Origin of the sequence: Pseudomonas sp. Xaverov 259 (assembly GCF_019352915.1) — a bacterium.
Taxonomy (GTDB): domain Bacteria; phylum Pseudomonadota; class Gammaproteobacteria; order Pseudomonadales; family Pseudomonadaceae; genus Aquipseudomonas.
In genome coordinates this window covers 319,098-342,980 of sequence record NZ_JAAAFV010000033.1, presented here as the reverse complement: position 1 = coordinate 342,980, position 23,883 = coordinate 319,098, and the positions used below count along the sequence as shown (strand labels likewise).

General features: G+C 61.0%; 23 protein-coding genes. 8 read left to right on the top strand and 15 right to left on the bottom strand.

The window, feature by feature from the left end:
• Window positions 1-22: 22 nt before the first annotated feature.
• The 8 genes from K0H48_RS15725 to K0H48_RS15690 form a co-directional block, all read right to left on the bottom strand.
• The gene (locus tag K0H48_RS15725) at window positions 23-841 is read right to left on the bottom strand and encodes a DUF4892 domain-containing protein (protein ID WP_219268160.1); all 819 of its coding nucleotides are present in this window, start codon (window positions 839-841) and stop codon (window positions 23-25) included.
• A 102-nt stretch (window positions 842-943) separates the two neighbouring features.
• Complete coding sequence (locus K0H48_RS15720) at window positions 944-1,798, bottom strand: alpha/beta hydrolase (protein ID WP_219268159.1); 855 nt, start codon at window positions 1,796-1,798, stop codon at window positions 944-946.
• The gene (locus K0H48_RS15715; protein ID WP_065929511.1) at window positions 1,795-2,598 is read right to left on the bottom strand and encodes an alpha/beta fold hydrolase; all 804 of its coding nucleotides are present in this window, start codon (window positions 2,596-2,598) and stop codon (window positions 1,795-1,797) included. Before K0H48_RS15715 ends, K0H48_RS15720 begins: the two co-directional genes overlap by 4 nt.
• Before the next feature lie 97 nt (window positions 2,599-2,695).
• Entirely contained in the window at window positions 2,696-3,139 is a 444-nt protein-coding gene (locus K0H48_RS15710) for a hotdog fold thioesterase (protein ID WP_169985755.1), read from the bottom strand.
• Window positions 3,140-3,169: 30 nt separating this feature from the next.
• Window positions 3,170-4,816, bottom strand: a complete 1,647-nt coding sequence (locus K0H48_RS15705) for an AMP-binding protein (RefSeq protein WP_219268158.1) — start codon at window positions 4,814-4,816, stop codon at window positions 3,170-3,172.
• Window positions 4,817-4,902: 86 nt separating this feature from the next.
• Window positions 4,903-5,352, bottom strand: a complete 450-nt coding sequence (gene sixA / locus K0H48_RS15700; protein ID WP_219268157.1) for a phosphohistidine phosphatase SixA — start codon at window positions 5,350-5,352, stop codon at window positions 4,903-4,905.
• On the bottom strand, window positions 5,349-5,696 hold the full coding sequence (locus K0H48_RS15695; protein WP_219268156.1) for a DUF4389 domain-containing protein: 348 nt from the start codon (window positions 5,694-5,696) through the stop codon (window positions 5,349-5,351). The genes sixA and K0H48_RS15695 overlap by 4 nt, the downstream gene beginning before the upstream one ends.
• An 11-nt stretch (window positions 5,697-5,707) precedes the next feature.
• Entirely contained in the window at window positions 5,708-6,733 is a 1,026-nt protein-coding gene (locus tag K0H48_RS15690; RefSeq protein WP_219268155.1) for an NAD(P)H-dependent glycerol-3-phosphate dehydrogenase, read from the bottom strand.
• Window positions 6,734-6,926: 193 nt separating this feature from the next.
• Between K0H48_RS15690 and K0H48_RS15685 the strand changes: the two genes are divergently transcribed.
• The 5 genes from K0H48_RS15685 to fabB all read left to right on the top strand — a co-directional run bounded on the left by K0H48_RS15685 (window position 6,927) and on the right by fabB (window position 13,873).
• Window positions 6,927-9,047: a TonB-dependent receptor plug domain-containing protein gene (locus K0H48_RS15685; protein ID WP_368862148.1), complete on the top strand. Its 2,121-nt coding sequence runs from the start codon at window positions 6,927-6,929 to the stop codon at window positions 9,045-9,047.
• Window position 9,048: 1 nt separating this feature from the next.
• The gene (locus K0H48_RS15680) at window positions 9,049-9,978 is read left to right on the top strand and encodes an ABC transporter substrate-binding protein (RefSeq protein ID WP_219268154.1); all 930 of its coding nucleotides are present in this window, start codon (window positions 9,049-9,051) and stop codon (window positions 9,976-9,978) included.
• A complete protein-coding gene (locus tag K0H48_RS15675; protein WP_219268153.1) occupies window positions 9,975-11,876 on the top strand; it encodes an ATP-binding protein in 1,902 nt (633 codons plus the stop codon). Before K0H48_RS15680 ends, K0H48_RS15675 begins: the two co-directional genes overlap by 4 nt.
• 249 nt (window positions 11,877-12,125) lie before the next feature.
• On the top strand, window positions 12,126-12,641 hold the full coding sequence (fabA, locus tag K0H48_RS15670; RefSeq protein ID WP_003210552.1) for a 3-hydroxyacyl-[acyl-carrier-protein] dehydratase FabA: 516 nt from the start codon (window positions 12,126-12,128) through the stop codon (window positions 12,639-12,641).
• 11 nt (window positions 12,642-12,652) lie between these two features.
• Window positions 12,653-13,873: a beta-ketoacyl-ACP synthase I gene (gene fabB / locus K0H48_RS15665; protein WP_012723103.1), complete on the top strand. Its 1,221-nt coding sequence runs from the start codon at window positions 12,653-12,655 to the stop codon at window positions 13,871-13,873.
• A 178-nt stretch (window positions 13,874-14,051) separates the two neighbouring features.
• On the opposite strand, the gene K0H48_RS15660 is transcribed toward fabB, so the two are convergent.
• A complete protein-coding gene (locus tag K0H48_RS15660) occupies window positions 14,052-15,677 on the bottom strand; it encodes a methyl-accepting chemotaxis protein (protein ID WP_219268152.1) in 1,626 nt (541 codons plus the stop codon).
• Between the two features lie 205 nt (window positions 15,678-15,882).
• Between K0H48_RS15660 and K0H48_RS15655 the strand changes: the two genes are divergently transcribed.
• Window positions 15,883-16,299: an OsmC family protein gene (locus K0H48_RS15655; protein WP_219268151.1), complete on the top strand. Its 417-nt coding sequence runs from the start codon at window positions 15,883-15,885 to the stop codon at window positions 16,297-16,299.
• 64 nt (window positions 16,300-16,363) lie between these two features.
• Window positions 16,364-17,230: a pirin family protein gene (locus K0H48_RS15650; protein ID WP_219268150.1), complete on the top strand. Its 867-nt coding sequence runs from the start codon at window positions 16,364-16,366 to the stop codon at window positions 17,228-17,230.
• 115 nt (window positions 17,231-17,345) lie between these two features.
• Here the strand turns inward: K0H48_RS15650 and K0H48_RS15645 are convergent, their stop codons facing one another.
• From K0H48_RS15645 to K0H48_RS15630, 4 genes are all read right to left on the bottom strand, one after another.
• Window positions 17,346-18,074 (bottom strand): dienelactone hydrolase family protein, encoded by a 729-nt coding sequence (locus tag K0H48_RS15645; RefSeq protein WP_219268149.1) that lies wholly within the window; start codon window positions 18,072-18,074, stop codon window positions 17,346-17,348.
• 66 nt (window positions 18,075-18,140) lie between these two features.
• Window positions 18,141-20,045 carry a molecular chaperone HtpG gene (gene htpG, locus K0H48_RS15640; RefSeq protein ID WP_138816029.1) on the bottom strand — a complete coding sequence of 635 codons (1,905 nt, stop codon included), beginning with the start codon at window positions 20,043-20,045 and terminating at the stop codon, window positions 18,141-18,143.
• Between the two features lie 89 nt (window positions 20,046-20,134).
• Window positions 20,135-20,587 (bottom strand): PaaI family thioesterase, encoded by a 453-nt coding sequence (locus tag K0H48_RS15635; RefSeq protein WP_017134476.1) that lies wholly within the window; start codon window positions 20,585-20,587, stop codon window positions 20,135-20,137.
• On the bottom strand, window positions 20,584-21,060 hold the full coding sequence (locus tag K0H48_RS15630; protein WP_219268148.1) for a PaaI family thioesterase: 477 nt from the start codon (window positions 21,058-21,060) through the stop codon (window positions 20,584-20,586). Before K0H48_RS15630 ends, K0H48_RS15635 begins: the two co-directional genes overlap by 4 nt.
• Window positions 21,061-21,217: 157 nt before the next feature.
• On the opposite strand from K0H48_RS15630, the gene K0H48_RS15625 reads away from it, so the two are divergent.
• Window positions 21,218-21,475 (top strand): hypothetical protein, encoded by a 258-nt coding sequence (locus K0H48_RS15625; protein WP_056859728.1) that lies wholly within the window; start codon window positions 21,218-21,220, stop codon window positions 21,473-21,475.
• An 85-nt stretch (window positions 21,476-21,560) separates the two neighbouring features.
• On the opposite strand, the gene K0H48_RS15620 is transcribed toward K0H48_RS15625, so the two are convergent.
• Window positions 21,561-22,301: a DUF599 domain-containing protein gene (locus K0H48_RS15620; protein ID WP_138816031.1), complete on the bottom strand. Its 741-nt coding sequence runs from the start codon at window positions 22,299-22,301 to the stop codon at window positions 21,561-21,563.
• A 231-nt stretch (window positions 22,302-22,532) separates the two neighbouring features.
• Window positions 22,533-23,846, bottom strand: a complete 1,314-nt coding sequence (brnQ, locus tag K0H48_RS15615) for a branched-chain amino acid transport system II carrier protein (protein WP_219268147.1) — start codon at window positions 23,844-23,846, stop codon at window positions 22,533-22,535.
• Window positions 23,847-23,883: the final 37 nt, after the last annotated feature.

Genomic DNA, 23,883 nt, shown 5'->3' with positions numbered 1-23,883 from the left:
GGGTCCGTTCGCCTTATAACGGTCAGCGTATCAGATGCAGGTGCAAACCCTTAGCGTCACCGCTGCCGGTTTCCAGGCGGGCGGCACGCACGCCGCTATCGATCAGGCCCTGGCGCCAGGCTTCGGCGGTCGGCCCGGTAAGGCTCACGCGCAAGGTGGCGTCGAGGTTCAAGCCACGGGAAATCAAGGTCAGCCAGGTGGCGTCAGGTGCGCTGCCGAGTGCCGGAAAGTCCAGCTCGCCGGTGCTTTTCAGCTCGCGCAGCAAGGTTGCCGAGGTGGGCAGCAAGTCGCCCAATGGCGCACTGGCGTCCAGTTGTTCTACATGCAGATAAGCACGGCGGTTGCCGCGCGTAATGCCATACAGCGCCACCAGCGAATTGTCTTGCGGGGCGGCCAGGCGCAGCAGCAGGTATTCCTGCTGGCCGTCGGCGCCGACCAGCTTGGCATTGCCGAACACTTCATTGGCCCACAGGCTGCTTTCACCGCAATCACGCGCCTGGCACCAGAACAACAGCTGCGCGCCCTTGGCCTGCAGCGCTTCGCGCGTCGCGGTAAACGCGGCGCTGGACGTGTGCTCGGCAGGCAGTTCATAGGTGATGGCCGTGGTTTGGCCGCGTGCCGTGGCCTGGCCTTCGTAGCGCAGCTGGCCGCTGATCTTGCGGATCGCGCCCATGGGGTAGATGCGTTCTTTTTCTTCAGCGGGGCGGTAATCGACGATTTGCGCGTCGACCTGACGAGCCACGGCCGGTAGATCCTGGCTGCCCGGCACGTCGGCGGCGAACACCAAAGGGCTCAAACAGCACAGCCCAAGGGCACGGAGACATCCTTTACGCAGGCTCATCGGATGGTTGAGCCCTGGCCATTAGTGGTCGCAGCGGTATTCATAACGTTCATGGTTGACTCCCTTTCAATCCGCCCAGCCTCGGCAGTTGACCCCGCCAAGTCAAGGCGTGGAGAAGAACCGATTGAAACAGTCTGCAACAAGGATCGCACCGGGCTCATCATTCAGGTGTAAATGATGGCCGCCCGGCAGCGTGTTCACCGTAAAGGGTAGCTGAGAAAGCAATTCGGAATGTTTCGCCAGCATGCCGTCAGCCGCGACCACCAGTTGTGTAGGGCAACCTACGCGCTTCACGAAAGCCATCGCCTGCTCATCGGTCAGGCGCATCGGCGATGCCAGGGTCAAGCGCGCATCGGTGCGCCAGGTGTAGCCGCCCGGCACAGGCATCAAACCGCGCTGGGCCAGCAGTTCGGCGGCTTCACGGCTGACCGCCACCACGCCTTTCATGCGCGCTTCTACGGCCCGATCCACGGTGCTGTAGACCGGTTTGCGCTTGTCTTGCAGGCTCAATTGCGCCTGCAACGCCATGCCGAGGCGCTCGGCGGCGTTCTCGCCGGCGGCGGTTGGTGGGATCACGCCGTCGATCAACCCCAGGTGCGTGACGCGCTCGGGCAACGCCCCGGCCAACACCAGGGAAACGATGGCGCCGAGGGAATGGCCAAGTAATGCAAAACGTTTCCAGCCCAGTTGTTCAGCCACTTGCAGCACATCAAACACGTAATCCCACAAGGCATAACCGGCCCCGGCCGGCCGATGGGCTGAGTGCCCATGCCCGGCCATGTCCAGCGCAACGATGCGCAGGCCCGTAAGCTTGGGCGCCAGCCGTGCAAAGCTGTTGGCGTTGTCCAGCCAGCCATGCAGGGCGATCACCGGCAGGCCGTCTTCGGGCCCGAACAGGTGCGCGGCCAATTCGATGTGCGGCAGGCTCAGGCGTACTTCTTCGACGGGGTTGCTCATGCGCAGCTGCGCTCTCGGGCTTGCCAGCGGGAAAACAGGTTCTTGATCAAGGTGGCGGTGTCCTGTGGGCGTTCGAGAGGGAACATATGGCCGCCCGGCATGGTGAGCATTTCGCCCATGGGCAGGCGGTCGACACCGCTGGCATGGTGACGCATCACCACCCGGCTCTGGCGCCCGCGCACCACCGCCAGCGGCACCTTCAGCTGGCGAACCTGGCCTGGGCTGGTATGGGGCACGCCCCGGTAGATACTGATCTCGGTGGCCGGGTCAAAGCGCAAGCGCAGGCGATCGCCCACCTGTTGCAGGCCGTGTTGCAGATACGCGTCAAAGCACTCCGGGTCGAAGCCGCGAAACAGCGTTTTGCCAGCGAAGTAGCTGCGTGCGGCAGCCAGGTCGCTGAATTCTTCACGCCGACCCAAGGTGCGCCCGGCGGGAGTCAGGCGGTCGATAAAGCCAAACCGTTTGGCGGCGCGAATCACCCAGCGGTCAGCGCGGGTCAACACCGGCGAATCAAGCATCACCACGCCGCGGTACAGCTGCGGACAGCGCATGGCCGCGTGCAAGTGCAGCACGCCGCCCAAGGAATGGCCCACGCCCCACACCGGCTCCGGTTGCTGTTCCAAATGGTGGATCAGCTCATCCACCAGGTTCTGCCAGTTGTCGTCCACTGGAAACCTGGGGTCGTGACCGTGCTGCGGCAAATGCGCCACCGCGTATTCCGGGGCCAGGGCGGCAAACAACTTGCCGTAGGTGGCCGAAGGAAAGCCATTGGCATGGGCAAAAAACACGTGCTGCGACATACAGGATCCATTTACGAAAACAGAAGTGAATTGTCACCAGCCTTGAGCCGCACAGCAATGACTGTAACCGCCAGGAATGATGACACTCACGCCACGCCTATCGTGCCGGCGGGTTCTCGCCCAACGGCACCACGGCCATGGTCAGGCGCGACACACAGCTGGCCTTGCCATCGTCGCTGGTCAAGCGAATGTCCCACACCTGAGTGGTACGACCAATATGAATCGCCCGTGCTACCGCGGTCACCCGCCCGCTGCGCACACCACGCAAGTGGTTGGCGTTGACCTCAAGGCCCACGCAATAGAACTTGCTGGCATCAATGCACAGGTAAGCCGCCATGGAGCCGACGCTTTCGGCCAGCACCACCGACGCGCCACCGTGCAGTAGGCCGTACGGCTGGTGGGTGCGATGGTCGACCACCATGCTCGCGGTCAGGGACTCGTCGTCGAAGCTTTCGAAACGGATGTCCAGCAGTTCACCGATGGTGTTTTTCTGGATGGCGTTGAGTTGCTCGATATTCGGTTGGGTGCGCCACAAGCTCATGAAATTGTCCTTATTGGTTTTATTACGACCCTAATCCTGCCACACAATGGTTTCGCTGCGTTCGCTCCAGGCCGAAAATTGTGCACCGTAAGTCGACTCGATCACGTTGCGTTTTATCTTCAAGGTCGGCGTCAGAAAGCCGTTTTCCACCGCCCAACTGTCTTTGACCACCACCAGTTGGCGCAAGCGCTCATGCTTGTCCAGCGCACCGTTGACCTGTTCCAGCCAGCGTCCGAGGCTGCTGCGCAGCGCTTGCCGGTCCTGGTTGCCGGCCGACAACACGCACAAGCCCATCGGCGCCAACAGGCCATCGCCAACCACACAGACTTGTTCGATGCGTGCATGTTCAGCCAGGCGGTTTTCGATCGGCGCCGGGGCCACGTACTTGCCCTTGCTGGTCTTGAAGATCTCCTTGAGCCGCCCGGTCAGGCGCAGGCGCCCGTCGGCGTCCTGCTCGCCCTTGTCACCAGTGCGCAGGAAGCCATCCTCGGTGAGGGTTTCGGCGGTTTTCTGCGGGTCCTTGAAGTAGCCGAGCATGGTCGCGCCGCTGCGTACCTGCACTTCGCCCGTCGGGTCGATGCGCACCTCAACGCCAGGGCATGGCAGGCCGATCCAGCCGAGCCTTTGCTGGCCAGGGCGACACACATGGGAATAGCCGCAGCTTTCGGTCATGCCATACACCTCCAGCACGTCCAGGCCCAGACGCTGATACCAGCGCAGCAAGGCTTCTGGCACCGGGGCTGCACCGGAGAGCGCGATGCGCAGCGCATCCAGGCCCAGCCCGGCCAACACTTTGTGGCCGACGCGCTTGCCGATAAAGGGCAGGCGCAACAGGGTGTCGAGGCGCTTTTCCGGGATTTTGGCGTAGACGCCCATCTGGAACTTGGTCCAGATACGTGGTACGCCGAACAAGGCCGTGGGGCGCGCCCGGCGCAGGTCGGTCAAAAAGGTGTCGAGGCTTTCGGCGAAAAACACGGTTTGCCCGGTATAGATCGCCGCCAGCTCGACAAACATGCGCTCTGCCACATGGCACAGCGGCAGGTAGGACAGCAGCCGGTCATCCTCGCCCAAGCCAAATATCTGCGTGCCGCGCGTGGCGGCAAACCCCAAGGCACCGAAGGTTTGCATCACGCCCTTGGGCAAGCCGGTGGTGCCGGAGGTGTAAACAATAGTGGCCAGGTTCGCGGCCTCTGGCAGAGGGTTGTCCTGGATCGGCGAACAGCCTTGCAGGTCTGCCCAGCTGAAATCGAACTCACCCGCCGGGCACAGTGGCAGGCTGATGGTCGGCAAACCGGCGGGAATCCCCGGCGCCATCGCAGGCCAGTCATCCAACTTGCCGATCAACACCAGCGCCGCCTCCGAATGCGTGAGCACGTGGTTGACGGAGTCCGCCGTGAGGTTGGGGTACAACGGCACCGAAACATGCCCGGCCATCCAGATCGCCAGGTCAGCGATGATCCAGTGCGCGCAGTTTTTCGAGATCAGGGCAATGTGCGAGCCCTGGGGCAATGCCCGGCCGCGCAGCCAATGCGCGGCGCAACGGGCCTGATGGCCGACATCGCCCCAGGTGAGCGTCTGCACCTCGCCGCCGATGGGTTGCACCAGAAAGGGTTTGCGCGGGTGTCGCGCTTCACGTTCGAAGAAGACCTGCAACGGCAAACGAAAAGCGACAGGCATGGGACGCGCTCCTTTGTGATCCGATGATAGCCAACCAAGCACTTGCTTGGTTGACTATATAGCACACAAAGAAGCGATTATTTTTCCTACGGGTTTTTCACACTGACCAGGCTCATTAGCCCCGCCAGCGGAAAATCGCCTTCCAGTTCCGCCAGGCTGGCGGTGTGCATCGGCTCTGGCTGGCGCGGATGACCATGCTGCAAAAAGCTGATCAAGCTGCCGACCAAGGGCTGGTGGCTGACCAGCAGCACGTTGTCATCAGTGTCGAGCTTTTCCAGCACTTGCAGCGGGTTGCCCTCAGGCGTCAGCCACGGCACGGTGCGGATCTGCGGTTCGAAACCCAATGCATCACGCACCAGATGCGCCGTCTGCTGCGCCCGCACATAGGGGCTTGCAAGGATGGCACTGATGGGCTGGCCAATCAGGTGCGCGGCACTGCGCAACACTTCGCCACGACCATGCTCGGTGAGGTTGCGCTCAGCGTCGGTACGCGCATGCCCTTCGGCTTCACCGTGACGCAAAATCCATAGCTTCACAGCTTTGGCTCCTCATCGCGCGCCGGGTGCGGCGCGGGCGGCACGCTGTGGGCGGCTTCGCCTTCGGGAGTACGTGGGGTTGGCCAATCGGCGAACGGCCAGGGTTTCTGCTCGGTGTGAAAGCTGCCGAAACGGCCGATCTGCGCCAGGAACTGGCTGAGGCTGTCGCCAAAGTTCATCAGGCCCAGGTTTGGCGCGCCGTAAATCAAACGGTATACCAGCTGCACCACCACCAGCGCACCGAGCAGGAACTGCGCCACTTGCCACACCAGGGCAAACACCAGCATCCACAGGACGCGCAGCAGGATGGACTCGTATTTTGGGCTGTCTTTCGGATCGTTCATGTGCGCGTTCCTCAGTTGAAACCGCTGGTGGAAATAAAGTCGACGTCGGTTTTGGGCTCGGCGCGCATCAGCAACTCAATCACCTGGTTCAAGGTGCGCCCTTCAAACAGGATCGCGTGCAGCCCGGCGACCAATGGCATATACACACCCACTTCTTGGGCCTTGGCCTTCAACACCTTGAGGGTGTTGACGCCTTCGGCGACTTCGCCCAGGCGCGTGACCGCGTCTTCCAGGCTCAGGCCCTGGCCGAGGGCGAAACCGACTTGATAGTTGCGGCTTTTGGGCGACGAGCAGGTGACGATCAAGTCGCCTACGCCGGCCAGCCCCAGGAAGGTCATCGGGTTGGCGCCCTGGTTCACGGCAAAGCGGGTCATTTCCGCCAGCGCACGGGTGATCAGCATGCTCTTGGTGTTCTCGCCCATGCCCAGCGCCACGGCCATGCCGGCGATGATCGCGTAGACGTTTTTCAACGCACCGCCCAGTTCGACACCAAAGCGGTCGCCACTGGCGTAGACGCGGAAGGTGCGGCCATGCAGCACGGCCTGGACGCGTTCGCACAGCGCTTCATCTTCACTGGCAACCACCGTGGCGGTCAGCGCGTGCTCGGCGACTTCCCGCGCCAGGTTCGGCCCGGACAGCACGCCAATGCGCGCCTGCGGGGCGATCTCGGCAAGGATTTCGCTCATCAGCTTGAAGGTGTGCGCCTCGATGCCTTTGGTCAGGCTGACCAGCAGCTTGCCGGCCAGGCGTTCGGCGTGGGGCGCCAGCACCGTGCGCAAGGCGCTGGAAGGCAGTGCGACGAAGCACAGTTCGCAGTCGGTCAGCGTAGCCAACAGGTCGGTGACCGGTTCCACGGCCGGATGAATCTTGATGCCTTTAAGGTAACGGGGGTTTTCCCGATGCACGCGGATGGCCTCGGCCTGCTCGGGATCACGCATCCACTGGCGCACCGCGTGGCCGTTTTCAGCCAGCAGGTTAGCCACGGCGGTACCAAAACTTCCGCCTCCCAGGACCGCAATAGGGCGCTGTTCAGTCATATGCAATCCGTTAATCCTTACATGGCGATAGCGGCATTATACGGGGCGACCCGCTTGCGGCCAGCCCCCGTGTCAATTCGTGCGCTTGTCGGAAAATGCCACACTTGTGTGAAGTAATTGCAAGTCCCACGACTGGCAAATGGCCTCACCTCAGTTAACATGGGCGGCTATCCGTAATTATCAAGGCCGTGCCGTGTATCTGGGCCCTCCTCCTCGCTCATCTCTATTGCTGATGTTGCTGTGCAGCACATCTGCGCTGGCTGATGACCTGTTCCTCGACAGCCAGCCACTGCCGCAAGTGTTGACCGCCACACGCCTCAAGCAATCGGCCGCGGCCGTGCCCGGCAGCATGACGGTGATCGACAGCGAGCTGATCAAGGCCAGCGGCGCGCGCGACATCGCCGAGCTGCTGCGGCTGGTGCCGGGGATGATGGTCGGCTACACCACCGGCAACCAGGCGTCGGTGAACTACCACGGCACCAGCGCCAGCGACGCGCGGCGCATGCAGGTGTTGATCGACGGGCGCTCGGTGTACCGCGCGGGCCTGGCCACCGTGGACTGGAGCGATATCCCGGTGGCCATGGAGGATATCGAGCGCATTGAAGTGTTTCGTGGCCCCAACACCGTCAGCTACGGCGCCAACGCGCTGATGGCGGTGGTCAATATTCTTACGCGCTCACCGGCCAACAGCCACGGCTCGCGGGTCAAGGTCATCCGTGGTCAGCGCGGCATCAACGACTATTACGCCAGCCAGGGCGTGGGCTGGGAAACCGGTGACTTGCGCCTGTCCTTGTCCGGCCAGCAGGACGATGGCTTTGACAGCAACGCCGTCGGCGCCGACCGTCGCGACAGCCGCCGCCTCAACCGCTTCAGCCTGGCGGTGAGCCAGGCCCTGAACGCGCAACAGAGCCTCGACTGGCAATTTGACGCCAAGGAAGGCACCAACCAGCGTCCTTATACCTACATGCCGGTGTTTGCCGGGATTACCGAAGGCGGCACCAATTCCGATGTCGTCGCCAAGGACTACGCCGGGTCGTTGCGCTGGAACTTCGATTTCAACCCCGAACACAGCTTGTACATTCAGGGCTCTGCCCAGCAATGGGACCGCCAGCAGGTCTGGAAAGCCTGTGACGCCAAGGTCTCGTTCAGCCCGGAGCTGACCCGGCTGTGGCAGTTGAACCCCAACTATGCCGAACAGCTGGCCCGGCACATGGACACCTACAGCCAGGGCGTCGCACCACCCGGCAGTGCCGCCGAACAAACGCTCGGCAACCAGGTACTGGACCAATGGCGCAACGGCGCCAACCAGAGCGTCTGTGGCGACATTGACCAAAGCACCCGCGAAAGCCGCTACGACCTGGAGATTCAGGACACCCTGAGCCTGTCCGACAGCCTGCGCCTGGTCAGCGGCATGAACTACCGTTACGACCGCGCCGACTCCGACACCTACTTCAACGGCACCCTCGACGACACCACCTGGCGCTTGTTCGGCCACCTGGAATGGCGCGCCAGCGAACACTGGCTGCTGCAAGGCGGCGCCATGTACGAAGACACCCACCTGAGCGGCAACTCGCTGACGCCACGGGTGGCGGTCAACTACTTGATCAACCCGCGCCACGGCCTGCGGGCGGTGTACTCCGAGGCGATTCGCTCGCCGGACATGTTCGAGAACAACGTCAACTGGAGCTACCGCGTCACCAATTTGAGCTCCCCGGCCTACGGGCAGAACTCCGGGCAATATTTTGTGGTAACGCGGGGCCCCGGCAACCTCGATAAAGAGTTGATGCGTTCACGAGAGCTGGGCTACAACGGCTTCTTTGCCGACTTCGGGTTGAATGTCGACGTGAAACTGTTCTACGACGAAATCACCGAGATGATCAGCTCACCGCTGCGCAACAACCAATACATTGCCAGCAACGCCAACAGCGCGCGTTTCACCGGCGCCGAATCGCAGTTCGACTGGCGCATGAGCAATACCGACCGCCTGCGCCTGACCTATGCTTACGTCGACGCCGCTTCCAGCAACCCGCTGGACAAGGCGCAAACCGCGCGCAACAGCGGCTCGGCCGGTTGGCTGCGCGAGTGGGGCCACGGCTGGTCCAGTGCGCTGTTCTACTATGGCGACGATGCGCTCAACCAATATCGCTTCGAACGGGTCGACCTGCGGGTGGCCAAGCGCATTGCCCTGGGCAAAGCCAATGTGGAGCTGGCCGGCATGTTGCAACAACGCCTCGATAACCAGCCCACCACCTGGGCCGATAACAACTACGACAGTCGCCATGTCCTGTACTTCAGCGCGGAGCTGGAATTCTGACATGGGCGCTCAGTCACGGATGACCCCCTTCTTTATCTTTCGGCTCTGGCGCCGCGCCTTGCTGTTGGTGTGCCTGTTGCTGACGGCGCCGGCGTGGAGCGCCGATATCCTGTTGACCGCCGCCGACGACGGTGCCGGCGTTCAGGCCTTTACCCAAGCCCTCGCCCAGCAGCGCCCCGCAGACCACGTCAGCTTTGCCCCGCTCAAAGATTTGCCCGCGCCGAGCAAGTTACCGCCCGGCACCCGCCTGATCCTGCTGGACTTGCCCGGCCTCGACTGGCGCCTGCAGGATGACCAGGGCCCGCCGACCCTGGTGTTACGCATCAGCCGCCTGCAAGCGCGCCAGCGCCTGGGCACCACCCACCCGGCAAAAATCAGCCTGTTGTGGAGCGACCCGCCGCTGGCGCGCCAGCTCAGCCTGATCGCCAACATCCTGCCGCAGGCCCAACGCGTCGGTGTGCTCTATGGCGCCGACAGTGAGTTTCTACTGCCGGAGTTGCGCGAGCATGCCGCGCCCATGGGCCTGCAGATCGTGCCGCAGCGCTGGGACAACATCAACGACAGCCGCCCGCTGCAAAACCTGCTCAAGAACAGTGACGTGCTGCTCGGCCTCGACGACCCGCAGTTGTACAACCCGAAAACCGTGAAGAACCTGTTGCTCAGCAGCTACGCCCAGCAACTGCCGCTGGTGGGGCCCAACGCCGGGTTCGTCAAGGCCGGCAGCCTGGCCAGCACCTACAGCGATCAGGCCGACTGGCTGGCGGTGCTCGACCGCCTGCTGGATCATCCGCCCGCCAACTGGCCACGCAGCCTGTACCCGCAACACTTCAAAGTCGCGGGCAACCCGCAGGTCGCGCGTTCACTGGGCATCGAACAGGTGGACGAAGCCGCCGTCGCCGCCCGCTTGGCCGAAGGAGAAAAACGCCCATGACCTTGCGTCGTCGTTGGGACATCAACACCCGCACCCAGCTCATCACCCTGGGCCCGGCGCTGTTGCTGACCTTGCTGTTGATCAGCTTCTTTACCTTCGTGCGTATCCAGGACTTGCGCCAGGAACTGGACCACACCGGCCAGTTGATCGCCAACCAACTAGCCCCGGCCACCGAATACGGGGTAATTTCCGGTAACAACGACGTGCTCGAAAGCCTGCTGCGTGCCACGCTGGCCACCCCGCATGTGCGCTTTCTTGAGATTCAGGACAGCACCGAGAACATCCTGGTGTACGTCGAGCAACCGTCGGAGAAACACGACCGTTCGCTGTCGGTGAAAGTTTTCCAGGCGCCCATTCGCTTGCAGCATATCCAGCTGGGCAATGACTTTTTCCAGGACAACCTCAACGAACCCAAGGCCCCGCGTGCCGATTACCTGGGCCGGGTGATCGTCGGCATGTCCAACGACGCCTTCAGCCAGCGCCAGCAGGAAATTCTGTTCAAGGCCGGGATCCTTGCGCTGTTCGCCCTGCTGTTTACCTTCCTGCTCGCACGGCGCCTGGCCGCGAGCCTGTCGCAACCGATCAGCGCCATGGGCCACGCGGTAAAAGCCATCCAGCAAGGCGACTACAAGACGCCGCTGCCGATTGTCGATGACTCGGAACTGGGCGACTTGTCGCGGCATATCAACAACCTCGCCGAAGGCCTTAATCAGGCCAGCCGCGAACAACACCAGGCCATGGCCCAGTTGATCCAGACCCGCGAAGAAGCCGAACGGGCCAACAATGCCAAGTCGGACTTCCTGGCGATGATGAGCCACGAACTGCGCACGCCCATGAACGGCGTGCTGGGCATGCTGCAACTGCTGGAAACCACCGAGATGACCGAGGAGCAGACCGAGTATGCGGCGCTGGCTTCGGAGTCCACCGAGCACCTGCTTAAAGTCATCAACGACATCCTCGACTTCTCCCGCATCGAACGCGCCGCGCTGGAGCTGGAACATATCCCCTTCAACCTCGCGGACTTGATCAGCAGTTGCGCCCAGGCCTTCCAGCACAGCGCCCAACAGCGCGGGTTGAGCCTGGAATTGCCGATTCCGCTGGGCATGGACGCCCTGCGCGTGCAGGGTGACCCGACCCGTATCCGCCAAATCCTGGTGAACCTGATCGGTAACGCGCTCAAGTTCACCGAGCAAGGCAGCGTCACTGTCGAGCCGCATTGGCAAACCCTCGACCATGAGCTGGTGTGGTTCACCTGCACAGTGCGCGACAGCGGCATCGGGATTTCCGCCGAACGCCTGGAGCTGATGTTCGATGCGTTCCAGCAGGCGGACAGTTCCATTTCAAGACGTTACGGCGGTACCGGCCTGGGCCTGCCCATTGCCCGCACGCTGGCAGAACGTATGGGCGGCACGCTGCGCGCGCAAAGCCAGGAAGGCCGTGGTTCGGTGTTTACCCTGGAAATCCCACTGGCCATCGACCAGCACAGCGTGCCGGCAATCGCCCTTAACGCCGAGGGCAAGGCCAGCGCGGGTGATGGCCGCCATGTGTTGCTGGTGGAGGACAACCCGGTCAACCGCACCGTGGTCGAAGCCATGTTGCGCAGCCTGGGGTTTGAAGTGAGCCTGGCCACCGACGGCGCCGAGGCGATCCGCAGTGCAGAGAGCCTGATTTTTACCGCGATCCTGATGGATTGCCGCCTGCCGTTGATCGACGGCTACGAAGCCACTCGCCAGATTCGCCAACTGCCCGGCTGCGCCGACCTGCCGATCATCGCGCTGACGGCCAACGCGTTGCAGGGTGATCGCGAAGCCTGTCTGGCAGCCGGAATGAACGATTACCTGGCCAAGCCGTTCAAACGCACGGATTTGCAGCAAATACTGCAGCGCTGGGTGCAATAGCGCCGCGCCATCAACCAACTGCGACTGGCGTGAAAGACGAAAGTGCGGCAGTCTTAGGCACCCAAACGGGCCGATAAACAGGCTCGGTTTAAAATTTCAGTGAACAAGTGTACATTGAGTGCCTTGACGCTGTGACTTTCACTACAACGCAATAGTCTATGTGTAGGCTGCCGGTATGAGGCATGAACGCTTCATTCGGTTCGGGAAGATTTACCCTGCCCTGCCGCATGGGATTATTGAGGAGCTCGCATGACCAAACAAAACGCCTTTACTCGGGAAGACCTGCTGCGCTGCAGTCGCGGTGAGCTGTTCGGCCCAGGTAACGCGCAACTGCCCGCCCCGAATATGCTGATGGTGGATCGCATCACCCATATCAGCGAAGAAGGTGGCAAGTACGGCAAAGGTGAATTGGTCGCCGAGCTGGATATCACCCCTGATCTGTGGTTCTTTGCCTGCCATTTCGAAGGCGACCCTGTGATGCCGGGCTGCCTGGGCCTTGACGCCATGTGGCAACTGGTCGGTTTCTACCTGGGCTGGCAAGGCCTGCCAGGTCGCGGCCGAGCCCTGGGTTCGGGCGAAGTGAAGTTCTTTGGCCAGGTCCTGCCGACCGCCAAGAAAGTCACCTACAACATCCAAATCAAGCGCGTCCTCAAGGGCAAGCTGAACCTCGCTATCGCCGACGGTTCGGTGACTGTCGACGGTCGCGAGATCTATACTGCCGAAGGCCTTCGGGTCGGCGTATTCACTTCCACTGACAACTTTTAAGGGTTATCCGCATGCGCCGCGTCGTTATCACTGGTCTGGGCATTGTTTCTTGCCTGGGCAATGACAAAGAGACCGTCACCGCTAACCTGCGTGCAAGTCGCCCTGGCATCCGCTTCAACCCGGAATATGCCGAAATGGGTCTGCGTAGCCAGGTTTCCGGCTCCATCGACCTGCCCCTCGAAGAACTGATTGATCGCAAGATCTATCGCTTCGTCGGCCACGCTGCCGCCTACGCCTACCTGGCCATGAAAGACGCCATCGCCGACTCCGGCCTGAGCGAAGACCAGGTTTCGAACGTACGCACCGGCCTGATCGCCGGCTCCGGCGGCGCATCGACCCTCAACCAGATGGAAGCGCTGGACATCCTGCGCGAAAAAGGCGTGAAGCGCGTTGGCCCGTACCGTGTAACACGGACCATGGGCAGCACCGTTTCGGCCTGCCTGGCCACACCATTTGCAATCAAAGGTGTGAACTACTCGATCTCCTCCGCCTGCGCCACCAGTGCTCACTGCATCGGTACTGCGGTCGAGCAGATCCAGTTGGGCAAGCAGGACATCGTCTTCGCCGGCGGCGGCGAAGAAGAACATTGGAGCCAGTCGTTCCTGTTCGACGCCATGGGTGCGCTGTCCACCCAGTACAACGAAACCCCGGAAAAGGCCTCCCGCGCCTACGACGCCAAGCGTGACGGTTTCGTCATCGCCGGCGGTGGCGGCATGGTGGTGGTCGAGGAGCTGGAACACGCTCTGGCCCGTGGTGCAAAAATCTACGCGGAAATCGTCGGCTACGGCGCTACTTCCGACGGCTACGACATGGTTGCGCCAAGCGGCGAAGGCGCCATCCGTTGCATGCAGATGGCCATGTCCACCGTGGACACCCCAATCGACTACCTGAACACCCACGGCACTTCGACTCCGGTCGGCGATGCCAAGGAAATGGAAGGTGTGCGTGCGGTATTCGGTGACAAGGCTCCGGCCATCAGCTCCACCAAAAGCCTGTCGGGTCACTCCCTGGGCGCCGCCGGCGTTCACGAAGCGATCTACTGCCTGCTGATGATGGAAGGCAACTTCATGGCCGGCTCGGCCAACATCGACGAGATCGACCCGGTCGTCGCCGATATGCCGATCCTGACCAAGACCGTTGAAAACGCAAAAATCGACACCGTGATGAGCAACAGCTTCGGCTTCGGTGGCACCAACGCCACCCTGGTACTGAAACGCTGGCAGGGCAAGTAAGCCCCGCAGGTTGATCACCTGAAAAAGCCCCGACTGGTTCGGGGCTTTTTTGTGGGCAACTGAAAGTAAAACCGAGCCGCCTTCATCGCAGGCAAGCCAGCTCCCACATTTGACGGTGTTCGCCATTCAACATGTGGGAGCTGGCTTGCCTGCGATAGCGTCACCCAGGTCTCACGCCCTACACCGAAAACCGCGCCACCATGGTATTCAGGTCCACCGCCAACCGCGACAACTCCTGGCTCGCCGCACTGGTCTGGTTAGCACCCGTCGACGTCTGATGCGCCAGGTCGCGAATATTCATCAAGTTGCGATCCACCTCCCGCGCCACCGCCGCCTGCTGCTCCGACGCGCTGGCAATCACCAGGTTGCGCTCGTTGATCAAGGTAAAGGCCGACGCAATCTCCTCCAACGCCGTGCCCGCCGACTTGGCAATCTCCAGCGTAGAGCGCGCGCGCGTGTTGCTCTGCTGCATTGAACTGACGGCCTGATCCGTGCCCTGCTGAATCCCGCTGATCATCGTCTCGATTTCCTGGGTCGACTGCTGCGTGCGATGGGCCAAGGCCCGCACCTCATCGGCCACCACCGCAAAGCCACGCCCGGCATCGCCCGCGCGCGCCGCTTCGATCGCGGCATTCAGCGCCAGCAAGTTGGTCTGCTCGGCAATCGAGCGAATCACATCCAACACCTTGCTGATGCCATAAACCTTCTGCGCCAAGTCCTCAACCTGGGTCGCGTTGGAGGTGACGTCATCGGCCAGCGCTTCAATCGACACCACGGTCTGATGCACCTGCTCGCGCCCATGCTGGGCAATGCGGTCAGACTCGCGGGACGCCTGGGACGTGGCCACCGCATTGCTCGCCACCTCCTCCACCGCTGCGGTCATCTGGTTGACTGCCGTGGCGGCCTGTTCGATTTCCTGATTCTGCTGGTGCAAGCCACGGGTCGCATCTTCAGTCACACAACTGAGTTCTTCAGAAGCCGACGCCAATTGGTTCGAAGACTCGGCAATCCGTCGGATGGTGTCGCGCAGGTTCTCCTGCATGCCCTTGAGCGCCTGCTGCAAGCGCGCGGGCTCATCGTTGCCGGTGACGTTGATCTCACCAGTGAGGTCGCCGCCCGCCACGCCCTGGGCGACTTTCAGCGACTGCGCCAACGGCAGCACGATGCTGCGGGTCAGCCATACCGCCAAGCCAATGGTGATCAATGCCGTGAGCACGATCATGCCGACCACCCACGTGCGCGATTGTGTGAACACGCTCTGCGCCAGGTTCGCGGCCTGGTTGGCACTGGCCTTGTTCAAAGCCACCAGGTCGTGCAAGGTCGCAGCCATCTCATCGGCCAGTTGATTCATCTCACCGTTGACGATCCTGATCGCGTCCTCCAACTGGTTGGCCTTGGAAAACCCCATCACCTGCTCCTGACGTTGCAGGTATTGCTGTTCCTGGTTCTTGAAGCGATCAAACAGTGCACGCTCTTCGGGCAGCACGATCAGCCCTTCGTAGAGCGTCTGCGCCCGATGCAGGCCATTTTTCAGGTCGGTGAGCTTCTGCTCGTTTTGCGCCAGCGCCTGCGGGTCGCGATTGACCAGCAGGCGCAAGGTGAGGGCGCGCACCCGCAGCAGGTCCTGGCTCATCTCCCCCACCGCCATCACGCTGGGCAGCCAGTTGTTCTCCACCTGATCGGACTGCTGGCGCATATTGGCCATCTGCAGCAGGGCGAAGCCGCCCAGGGCAAACACCATCAACGCCAGCACACCAAAGCCTAAGCCCGCGCGCGGGGCGATATTCAAACTACGGATACTCATGCCAGGATTCCTTCCTAATGCGCTGCATCCACCTGCAGCAGGTCTCCTCAAAGGTATCGGCCCTTTGCTCAGTTTGCGTAAGACGAAAACGCGATATCAAGGCGCATTGCAATCGCGCGAGCAGCCATTGGAAAAAACGCGGAACACTGAAGTGCCAGCATGCTCTATAACTGCATGACCCTTTCCTGCCCTTGTGAGGTTTGCCATGCCTGTTACCGTCAATACCCTGAACCACGATAACTTCCGCCATAGCGTGAACATCAACAATCACGAACTGTTCACCGACCTGCCCAAGAGCCTGGGCGGTGACGACTCGGCGCCCTCGCCCCACGACTATTTCGACGCCGCCCTGGCCTCGTGCAAGGCGCTGACCGTCAAGCTCTACGCGCAGAAAAAAGACATTCCGCTCACCGGCGTCACCGTGGAAGTCACCCACGACAGCACCGAGGAGCAAAAAGGCAAATACAAGCTCAACGTCAAGCTGACGCTCAAGGGCGTACTCACCGATGAGCAGCGCGACATCCTGCATCACGTGGCCGATCGCTGCCCAGTACACAAGCTGATGACCACCGCCGAAGTCACCATCGAGACCAAACTGGCCGAAGGCGCTTTCAGCCAATAGCGCCAAGCGCCCATCGAGCGGGTTATGCTCAGTAGTACTTAACCCGCTCAGACAGGGACGCCCCATGACCACCCTCACCGTGATCCGCCCGCGCGCCGAAGACGTCGAAGGCCAGCCGATCCTGCGACCACTGCCGTCACGCGAATGCCGCAGCGTCGGGCCTTTTGTGTTTTTCGACCATATGTTGTCGACCCGCTATGCGCCCGGTACTGGCATGAATATCCGCCAACACCCGCATATCGGGCTATCCACCCTCACCTATTTGTTTGAAGGCGCCCTGCAACACAAGGACAGCCTGGGCTCGGACCAGGTGGTGCAAGCCGGCGATGTCAGCTGGATGACCGCAGGCAGCGCAATTGCCCACGTCGAGCGCACCCCAGAAGCCCTCAAGGTCAGTGGTTTCAGCCTGCACGGCCTGCAAGTGTGGCTGGCCTCGCCCAAGGACCACGAGACCGGGCCGGGCCACTACAGCCATCACCCGGCGGCAAGCCTGCCGGTGAGCGATAACCTTGGCGTGCAGATTCGCCTGATTGCAGGCTCAGGCTTCTGCCTTAAATCGCCGGTGCCGGTGCTGTCGCCTACGTTGTATGCCGAGGTGCAGATGCAGACGGCCACCACCTTGCTGATCCCGAATGAGCATGATGAACGCGCGGTGTATGTGCTGAACGGCGAGGCGCAGTTGGACGGTGAGACAGTGGAGGCGCATAGCCTGGTGGTGTTGCCACGCGGGCGGGAAATGACCTTGTTTGCCGAAAGCGATTGCCACATGGTGGTGTTCGGCGGTGCGGCGCTGGATGGGCCACGGCGGATCAATTGGAATTTTGTCGCCAGCGACTCGGCGGTGATTGAACAGGCCAGGCAACGTTGGGCGGCCGGGGATTGGCCGACGGTGCCGGGGGAGTCGGAAAGAATCGAGTTGCCGGTGAAATGATCGTTCCCACGCTCTGCGTGGGAATGCAGCCCGTGACGCTCCGCGTCACCAAGAGCGGACGCAGAGCGTCCAGCGAGGCATTCCCACGCGGAGCGTGGGAACGATCAATGGGTTATCAGCCCTTGAACACTTCATCCAGCAAGTTATGCATCGACTGGAACGCGCGTTTGGCGGTCTTCGCGTCGTACATCATCTTGCCCGGCACATTGGCATGCGGGTCGGTGAAGGAATGCACCGCGCCGCCGTAGCTCAGCAGCTGCCAATCCACACCGGCGGCGTTCATTTCTTGCTCAAACGCCGGCAGTTGCTCTTTAGGGACCAATGGATCGGACGCGCCGTGCAGCACCAACACCGAACCCTTGACGTGCTTGGCACCGTCCGGGTTTTGCGTGTCGATGGTGCCGTGGAACGACACGGCAGCCTTCAACGGCGCACCGGTACGTGCCAGCTCCAGCGAGCAGAAACCGCCAAAGCAGAAACCGAAGGTCGCCAGCTTCGAGGTATCAACCGCCGCTTCCGTCTGGCTCTGCAATTGCTCAAAGGCCGCCTGCATACGCTTGAGCAACACAGGGTTGTCATTCTTCAACGGCATCATCGCAGCGCCGGCTTCATCGCCATTCGACGGGCGTACGGTTTGCCCGTACAGGTCGGCGATCAGCACCACGTAGCCTTGGCTGGCCACGCTCTTGGCGATTTCCTCGGCACCCGCACTCACACCCATCCAGTTCGGCGCCATCAGCAGGCCCGGCAACGGGCCGTTGTGGCTGGCGTCGAACGCCAGGCGGCTTTCATAAGACTGGCCATCAATCTGATAGACCACGGAACGTACAGTGACTTGGCTCATCATTTACTCCAGTTGAGGTGCGTTAGAACGAAAAAACCCGCCGAAGCGGGTTTTTCTACAACGGTGTTAAACCGACAGTTCAACCAACAGCTTGTTCAGGCGGCGCACATAAGCGGCCGGATCTTTCAGGCTGTCACCGGCAGCCAGGGCTGCCTGGTCGAAGAGGATGTGCGACAGGTCGCCAAAACGCTCTTCGCTCTGCTCGCCATCGAGCTTCTCGATCAGCGGGTGAGCCGGGTTGAATTCGAAGATCGGCTTGGAATCCGGCACCTTCTGACCGCTGGCTTCGAGGATCTGACGCATCTGCATGCCCAGGTCCTGCTCGCCGATGGCCAGAATCGCCGGGGAATCGGTCAGGCGGTGGGAAACCCGCACTTCGCTGACGGCATCGCCCAAAGCAGTCTTGATCCGCTCAACCAGGCCTTCTTTGGCCTTGGCCACTTCTTCGGCTTCTTTCTTCTCTTCTTCGGAGTCCAGGTTACCCAGGTCCAGGTCACCACGGGCCACGTCGACGAAGGTCTTGCCGTCGAACTCGCTGAGGTAGCTCATCAGCCACTCATCGATACGGTCGGTCAACAACAGCACTTCGATGCCTTTCTTGCGGAAGACTTCCAGGTGCGGGCTGTTCTTGACCTGGGCGTAGGTTTCGCCGGTCAGGTAGTAGATCTTGTCCTGACCTTCCTTGGCACGTGCCAGGTACTCGGCCAGCGACACAACCTGCTCGCCGTCGTCACCCTGAGTCGAGGCAAAACGCAGCAGGCCGGCGATTTTTTCCTTGTTGGCGAAATCTTCTGCCGGGCCTTCTTTCATGACCTGGCCGAAGTTTTTCCAGAAGCCCTTGTATTGCTCAGGCTCGTTCTTCGCCAGTTTTTCCAGCATGTCGAGCACGCGCTTGGTCAGCGCCGACTTCATCGAGTCGATGATCGGGTCTTTCTGCAGGATTTCCCGCGACACGTTCAGCGACAGGTCGTTGGAGTCGACCACACCTTTGATGAAGCGCAGGTAAAGCGGCAGGAACGATTCCGCCTGGTCCATCACGAACACGCGCTGCACGTACAGCTTCAGGCCTTTTGGCGCCTCACGCTGGTACAGGTCGAACGGAGCGCGGGCCGGGACGTAGAGCAGCGAGCTGTATTCCAGCTTGCCTTCGACCTTGTTGTGGCTCCAGCTCAGCGGGTTCTCGTAGTCGTGCGCGATGTGCTTGTAGAACTCCTGGTATTCCTCGTCTTTGACTTCGGTACGAGGGCGGGTCCACAAGGCGCTGGCACGGTTGACCACTTCCCATTCCTGGGCAGGTTTCTCTTCGCCCTCGACAGCCGCTTGTTCTTTCGGCAGTTCGATCGGCAAAGCGATGTGGTCGGAGTATTTCTTGATGATATTGCGCAGGCGGTAGCCGTCGGCGAATTCATCTTCAGCGGCTTTGAGGTGCAGCACGATACGCGTGCCACGGTCAGCCTTGTCGATGGTGGCGATTTCGAACTCGCCCTCACCTTTGGAGGCCCAGTGCACGCCTTCGCTGGCGTCAAGGCCGGCACGGCGGCTGAATACTTCAACCTTGTCGGCAACGATGAAGGCCGAGTAGAAGCCCACGCCGAACTGGCCGATCAGGTGCGAATCTTTCTTCTGATCGCCCGACAGGTTCTTCATGAAGTCTGCGGTGCCGGATTTGGCGATGGTACCCAGATGGGTAATCGCGTCTTCACGGCTCATGCCGATGCCGTTGTCTTCGAGGGTGACGGTCTTGGCGTCCTTGTCGAAGCTCACACGGATTTTCAGTTCGGCGCCACCTTCCAGCAACTCAGGCTTGGAGAGGGCTTCGAAACGTAATTTGTCGACAGCGTCAGAGGCGTTCGAGATCAATTCGCGAAGGAAGATTTCCTTGTTGGAATACAGCGAATGGATCATGAGGTGCAGCAGTTGCTTCACCTCGGTCTGGAAGCCCAGGGTTTCCTTTTGAGTTTCCACACTCATGGTCATCAAACTCCAATTGGATGGCAGTGGCCGCGCCCGAAAGGGTTGGCGGCGGGTTGTCATCAAAGTTGGGGGCTAAGACCAGGATTTCAAGGGCGCACCAATTCCTCAATTTTGAAATGTGCACGGGCGGTGGCAATCGGCTCAGCCGCAGTGCTTTGCCAGGCGGTGATCGCCACATTCGCCACCCGTCGGCCTTGGCGCCACACCTGGCATTTGGCGTAAGTGTCGCGAAACTGCCCGGCGCGCAGGTAATCGAGGGAAAAATCGATGATTTTCGGCAAGCCCGGCGCGCCGGTAAATACCAGCAAATGTAACGCCGCCGACAGCTCCATAAATCCTGCGATCACGCCACCGTGCAGCGCCGGCAATATCGGGTTACCAATGTTGTCCTTGTTGGCCGGCAGGCGAAACAGCAGTTCATCCCCCAGCCTTGAGCATTCAATGCCGATCAGCTTGGCGTAGGGCACCAGGTTGAGCAGCGCCTCATAGTCACCGCGCTCATGGGCCTGTTCGAGACGGGTCTTGAATCGGTGCGTCATGCATGGTCTCCCTTAATCGAATTGCCGAGTCCTTGCGTGCCTTTGAGGCGCTTGCCCATGCGCATGAAGGTGCCCACCACATGGGCGATGGGCTGTTGGGGATCATCCTGGTAGGCAAAGCCGCGAGTGAAGATCACGTCGGTGGTCACCCGGTAGCATTGTGCAAAGCCATACACCGGATTATGCGGCTCGGCGGGATGCATGTAGTCGACGCGCAAATCCAGGGTCGGGCACACCTCGAACTCCGGCAGCACGCACAGCGTGGCCATGCCGCAGGCGGTGTCCATCAATGAGGTGAGTGCACCGCCGTGAATCACGCCGGTCTGGGGGTCGCCGACGATATGCGGGCCGTAAGGCAGGGCCAGCGTCATGCCCTCCTTGCTGGCGGCATGCACGATAATGCCCAGCACCTGGCAATGGCGCAGGGCCGACACAAAGCGCGTGGCACGCTCTAACAGGGGATTTTCGGTCATGTGTGCAGACTCTTATTAGTGTGGGTTTTCACGGTGCGGGTGTGTGCTAAAAAGTTCCTGAATGAGGGTGTTTTATATATCTTTGAAACAAAAGGAACTAATGCTGGCCGTCTAAGCTCGAAAGGCCAGTAGATATATCCATAAGGAGAAACACCCCATGCGCAAGACTTTAGCTATTTCCATGATGTTGGCCGCTGCCCTCGGTCTCGCTGCCTGCGATAAGAAATCCGAAGACAAAGCCCAAGATGCTCAATCGCATGCTGAGCAAGCTCAGAAAGACATGGCCAAGGCACAGGATAAAGTGAACGACGCTGCAAAAGAAAACGCCGATGCTGCCAAAGCTCAGGCTGATGCGAACGCTGAAAAAGCCAAAGAAGACGGCACCGCTACTCCAACAGCACCTGCCAAGCCTTAATAGCCTGGCGATTGCTGCAAAAAGAAAGCCCGCTTATAGAGCGGGCTTTTCTTTGTCTACAATTTAATAAAGCCGGACTAACACCTTAAGACACTGCGTCTTTAGCCAGCTCCGCCACCGGCATATCGGTCGGCGTATAAACCATCACCTGCAGTACGTCGGAATGAAACTCGCGGCGATACAGCACCAGCACCACCCCAGTGCTCATCAACATGAACAACCAGGGGCTGACAAACCAGGCCAGCATGGTCATGCCGAAGTAATACGCACGCAGGCCAAAGTTGAACTGGTTGGCCGCCATCGAAATCACCCGCGCCGCCCGCAGGGCAAACGCCTTGCGTTCCTGCTCCGACACATGGCGCTCACCGATCATCGGCGCCGAGCCCACCAGCACGGCGGCAAAGTTGTATTGGCGCATGCACCAGCTGAAGGTGAAGAACGCGTAGACGAACACCAGCGCCAGACACAGCAGCTTGATTTCCGACATGCCCTGAGACACTTGCTGCACCATGGGAATGTCTGCCAGTAAGGATACCGCCCGCTCGGACGCGCCCAGCACGGTAAGAATACCGGCGAGAATGATCAACGTGCTGGAAGCGAAGAACGAAGCGTTGCGCTCCAGGTTGCCGATCACACTGGCGTCGGCAATTCGGTTGTCGCGCAGCAGCATGCGGCGCATCCAGTCTTCGCGATACAGGTGCAGCACGCTGGCCAGGCAGGCGGTGTCTCGGGCTTTCCAACTGGCATAGCGGGTGTAGCCACCCCAGCACAGGGCGAACCAGAAGGCGGCCAGCAGGTGGATTTGATTGGTTTCGATGAACGACATGCAGGGCCTTATGCTCGGTGTATGGATATTAATGCGATCTAAATGTGGGAGCGGGCTTGCTCGCGAATACGGTGTGTCAGTCGCCTGATGCATTACTGATCCACCGCATTCGCGAGCAAGCCCGCTCCCACACTGACCGTGCTCCACACTTTAGAGGTTGTAGTCTCACACACAAAAAAATGCCCCGTATCGATTGATACGGGGCATTTCAGTACAGCGTGCAACCGCGGGTCAGGCGATGGCTTCGCTACGCTTGCCGAGCATACGGTCAACCAATACCGCCACCCCCAGCGTAATCACCGACGGCACCAGCCACGCCAAACCTTGCTCGCTCAGCGGCAGGTGCGCCACCTGCGCAGGCATCCAATCGGCAAGGCCAGCGCCCTTGAGCGCGTCGATGCAACCAAAGATGAACGACACCAGCATCACCGGGCCAACAATGCGGCCCTGCTCCTGCCAGAAGTCTTTGCAGAAGCTCAGGGCCACCAGCACGATGCACGGCGGGTAGATCGCGGTAAGTACCGGGATCGAGAAGGCAATCAGCTTGGTCAGGCCCAGGTTTGACACGAACAGCGAGAACAGCGCCAGGATCACCACCAGCGTCTTGTAAGACAGTGGCAGCACTTTGCTGAAGTACTCGGCGCAAGCGCAGGTAAGGCCCACGGCGGTGACCAGGCACGCCAGGGAGATCAGCACGGCGAGGAAGCCGCTGCCCAGGGAGCCGAAGGTGTGTTGCACGTAGGCGTGCAGCACCGCTGCGCCATTGCTGGCACCGGCCGCCACCGCGTGGCTGCCCGAACCCAGGCGGAACAGGCTGATGTACACCAGCGCCAGGCCCACGCCGGCAATCAGGCCGGCAATGATCGCATAGCGAGTGATCAGCGTTGGCGACTCAACACCACGGGAGCGAATCGCGTTGACGATGACGATGCCGAATACCAGCGCGCCGAGGGTATCCATGGTCAGATAACCATTGATAAAGCCTTGGGAGAACGGTGCAGCCACGTATTCCGGGGTAGCAACACCGACATCACCGGCCGGCAAGGCAAACGCAGCGATGCCCAGCACGGCCAGGGCAATGATCTTCAACGGTGCGAGGAATCGACCCACGGTGTCCAGCAGACGCCCTGGGTACAGGGAAATGAAGAACACCAGCAGGAAGTACACCGAGCTGTAGAGGAACAACGCCAGCGGGCTCTCGCCGGTCAGCGGCGCCAGGCCGACTTCAAACGATACGGTCGCGGTGCGCGGGGTGGCGAACAGCGGGCCTACCGCCAGGTACGCCGCCGCCGCCAGCAAGCCACCGGCGATCTTGCCGATCGGACTGCTCAATGCGTCCATGCCGCCGCCGACTTTGGCCAGCGCGATCACGGTGACCACCGGCAACCCGACTGCGGTGATCAAGAAGCCCAGCGCTGCCATCCAGACGTGAGGCCCGGACTGCAAACCAACGATAGGCGGGAAGATGATGTTGCCGGCGCCCACGAACAGGGCAAAAGTCATAAAACCTAACGCCAGGATGTCCTGGCTTTTCAACACTTTCATTTCAGGAAATACCACACTACTGAATCGGAATTTAGAG

Coding starts and splice junctions, on each gene's coding strand:
- K0H48_RS15725 (WP_219268160.1), bottom strand. CDS start 841: ATGAGCCTGCGTAAAGGATGTCTCCGTGCCCTTGGGCTGTGCTGTTTG.
- K0H48_RS15720 (WP_219268159.1), bottom strand. CDS start 1,798: ATGAGCAACCCCGTCGAAGAAGTACGCCTGAGCCTGCCGCACATCGAA.
- K0H48_RS15715 (WP_065929511.1), bottom strand. CDS start 2,598: ATGTCGCAGCACGTGTTTTTTGCCCATGCCAATGGCTTTCCTTCGGCC.
- K0H48_RS15710 (WP_169985755.1), bottom strand. CDS start 3,139: ATGAGCTTGTGGCGCACCCAACCGAATATCGAGCAACTCAACGCCATC.
- K0H48_RS15705 (WP_219268158.1), bottom strand. CDS start 4,816: ATGCCTGTCGCTTTTCGTTTGCCGTTGCAGGTCTTCTTCGAACGTGAA.
- K0H48_RS15695 (WP_219268156.1), bottom strand. CDS start 5,696: ATGAACGATCCGAAAGACAGCCCAAAATACGAGTCCATCCTGCTGCGC.
- K0H48_RS15690 (WP_219268155.1), bottom strand. CDS start 6,733: ATGACTGAACAGCGCCCTATTGCGGTCCTGGGAGGCGGAAGTTTTGGT.
- K0H48_RS15680 (WP_219268154.1), top strand. CDS start 9,049: ATGGGCGCTCAGTCACGGATGACCCCCTTCTTTATCTTTCGGCTCTGG.
- K0H48_RS15675 (WP_219268153.1), top strand. CDS start 9,975: ATGACCTTGCGTCGTCGTTGGGACATCAACACCCGCACCCAGCTCATC.
- fabA (WP_003210552.1), top strand. CDS start 12,126: ATGACCAAACAAAACGCCTTTACTCGGGAAGACCTGCTGCGCTGCAGT.
- fabB (WP_012723103.1), top strand. CDS start 12,653: ATGCGCCGCGTCGTTATCACTGGTCTGGGCATTGTTTCTTGCCTGGGC.
- K0H48_RS15660 (WP_219268152.1), bottom strand. CDS start 15,677: ATGAGTATCCGTAGTTTGAATATCGCCCCGCGCGCGGGCTTAGGCTTT.
- K0H48_RS15655 (WP_219268151.1), top strand. CDS start 15,883: ATGCCTGTTACCGTCAATACCCTGAACCACGATAACTTCCGCCATAGC.
- K0H48_RS15650 (WP_219268150.1), top strand. CDS start 16,364: ATGACCACCCTCACCGTGATCCGCCCGCGCGCCGAAGACGTCGAAGGC.
- K0H48_RS15645 (WP_219268149.1), bottom strand. CDS start 18,074: ATGAGCCAAGTCACTGTACGTTCCGTGGTCTATCAGATTGATGGCCAG.
- htpG (WP_138816029.1), bottom strand. CDS start 20,045: ATGAGTGTGGAAACTCAAAAGGAAACCCTGGGCTTCCAGACCGAGGTG.
- K0H48_RS15635 (WP_017134476.1), bottom strand. CDS start 20,587: ATGACGCACCGATTCAAGACCCGTCTCGAACAGGCCCATGAGCGCGGT.
- K0H48_RS15630 (WP_219268148.1), bottom strand. CDS start 21,060: ATGACCGAAAATCCCCTGTTAGAGCGTGCCACGCGCTTTGTGTCGGCC.
- K0H48_RS15625 (WP_056859728.1), top strand. CDS start 21,218: ATGCGCAAGACTTTAGCTATTTCCATGATGTTGGCCGCTGCCCTCGGT.
- K0H48_RS15620 (WP_138816031.1), bottom strand. CDS start 22,301: ATGTCGTTCATCGAAACCAATCAAATCCACCTGCTGGCCGCCTTCTGG.
- brnQ (WP_219268147.1), bottom strand. CDS start 23,846: ATGAAAGTGTTGAAAAGCCAGGACATCCTGGCGTTAGGTTTTATGACT.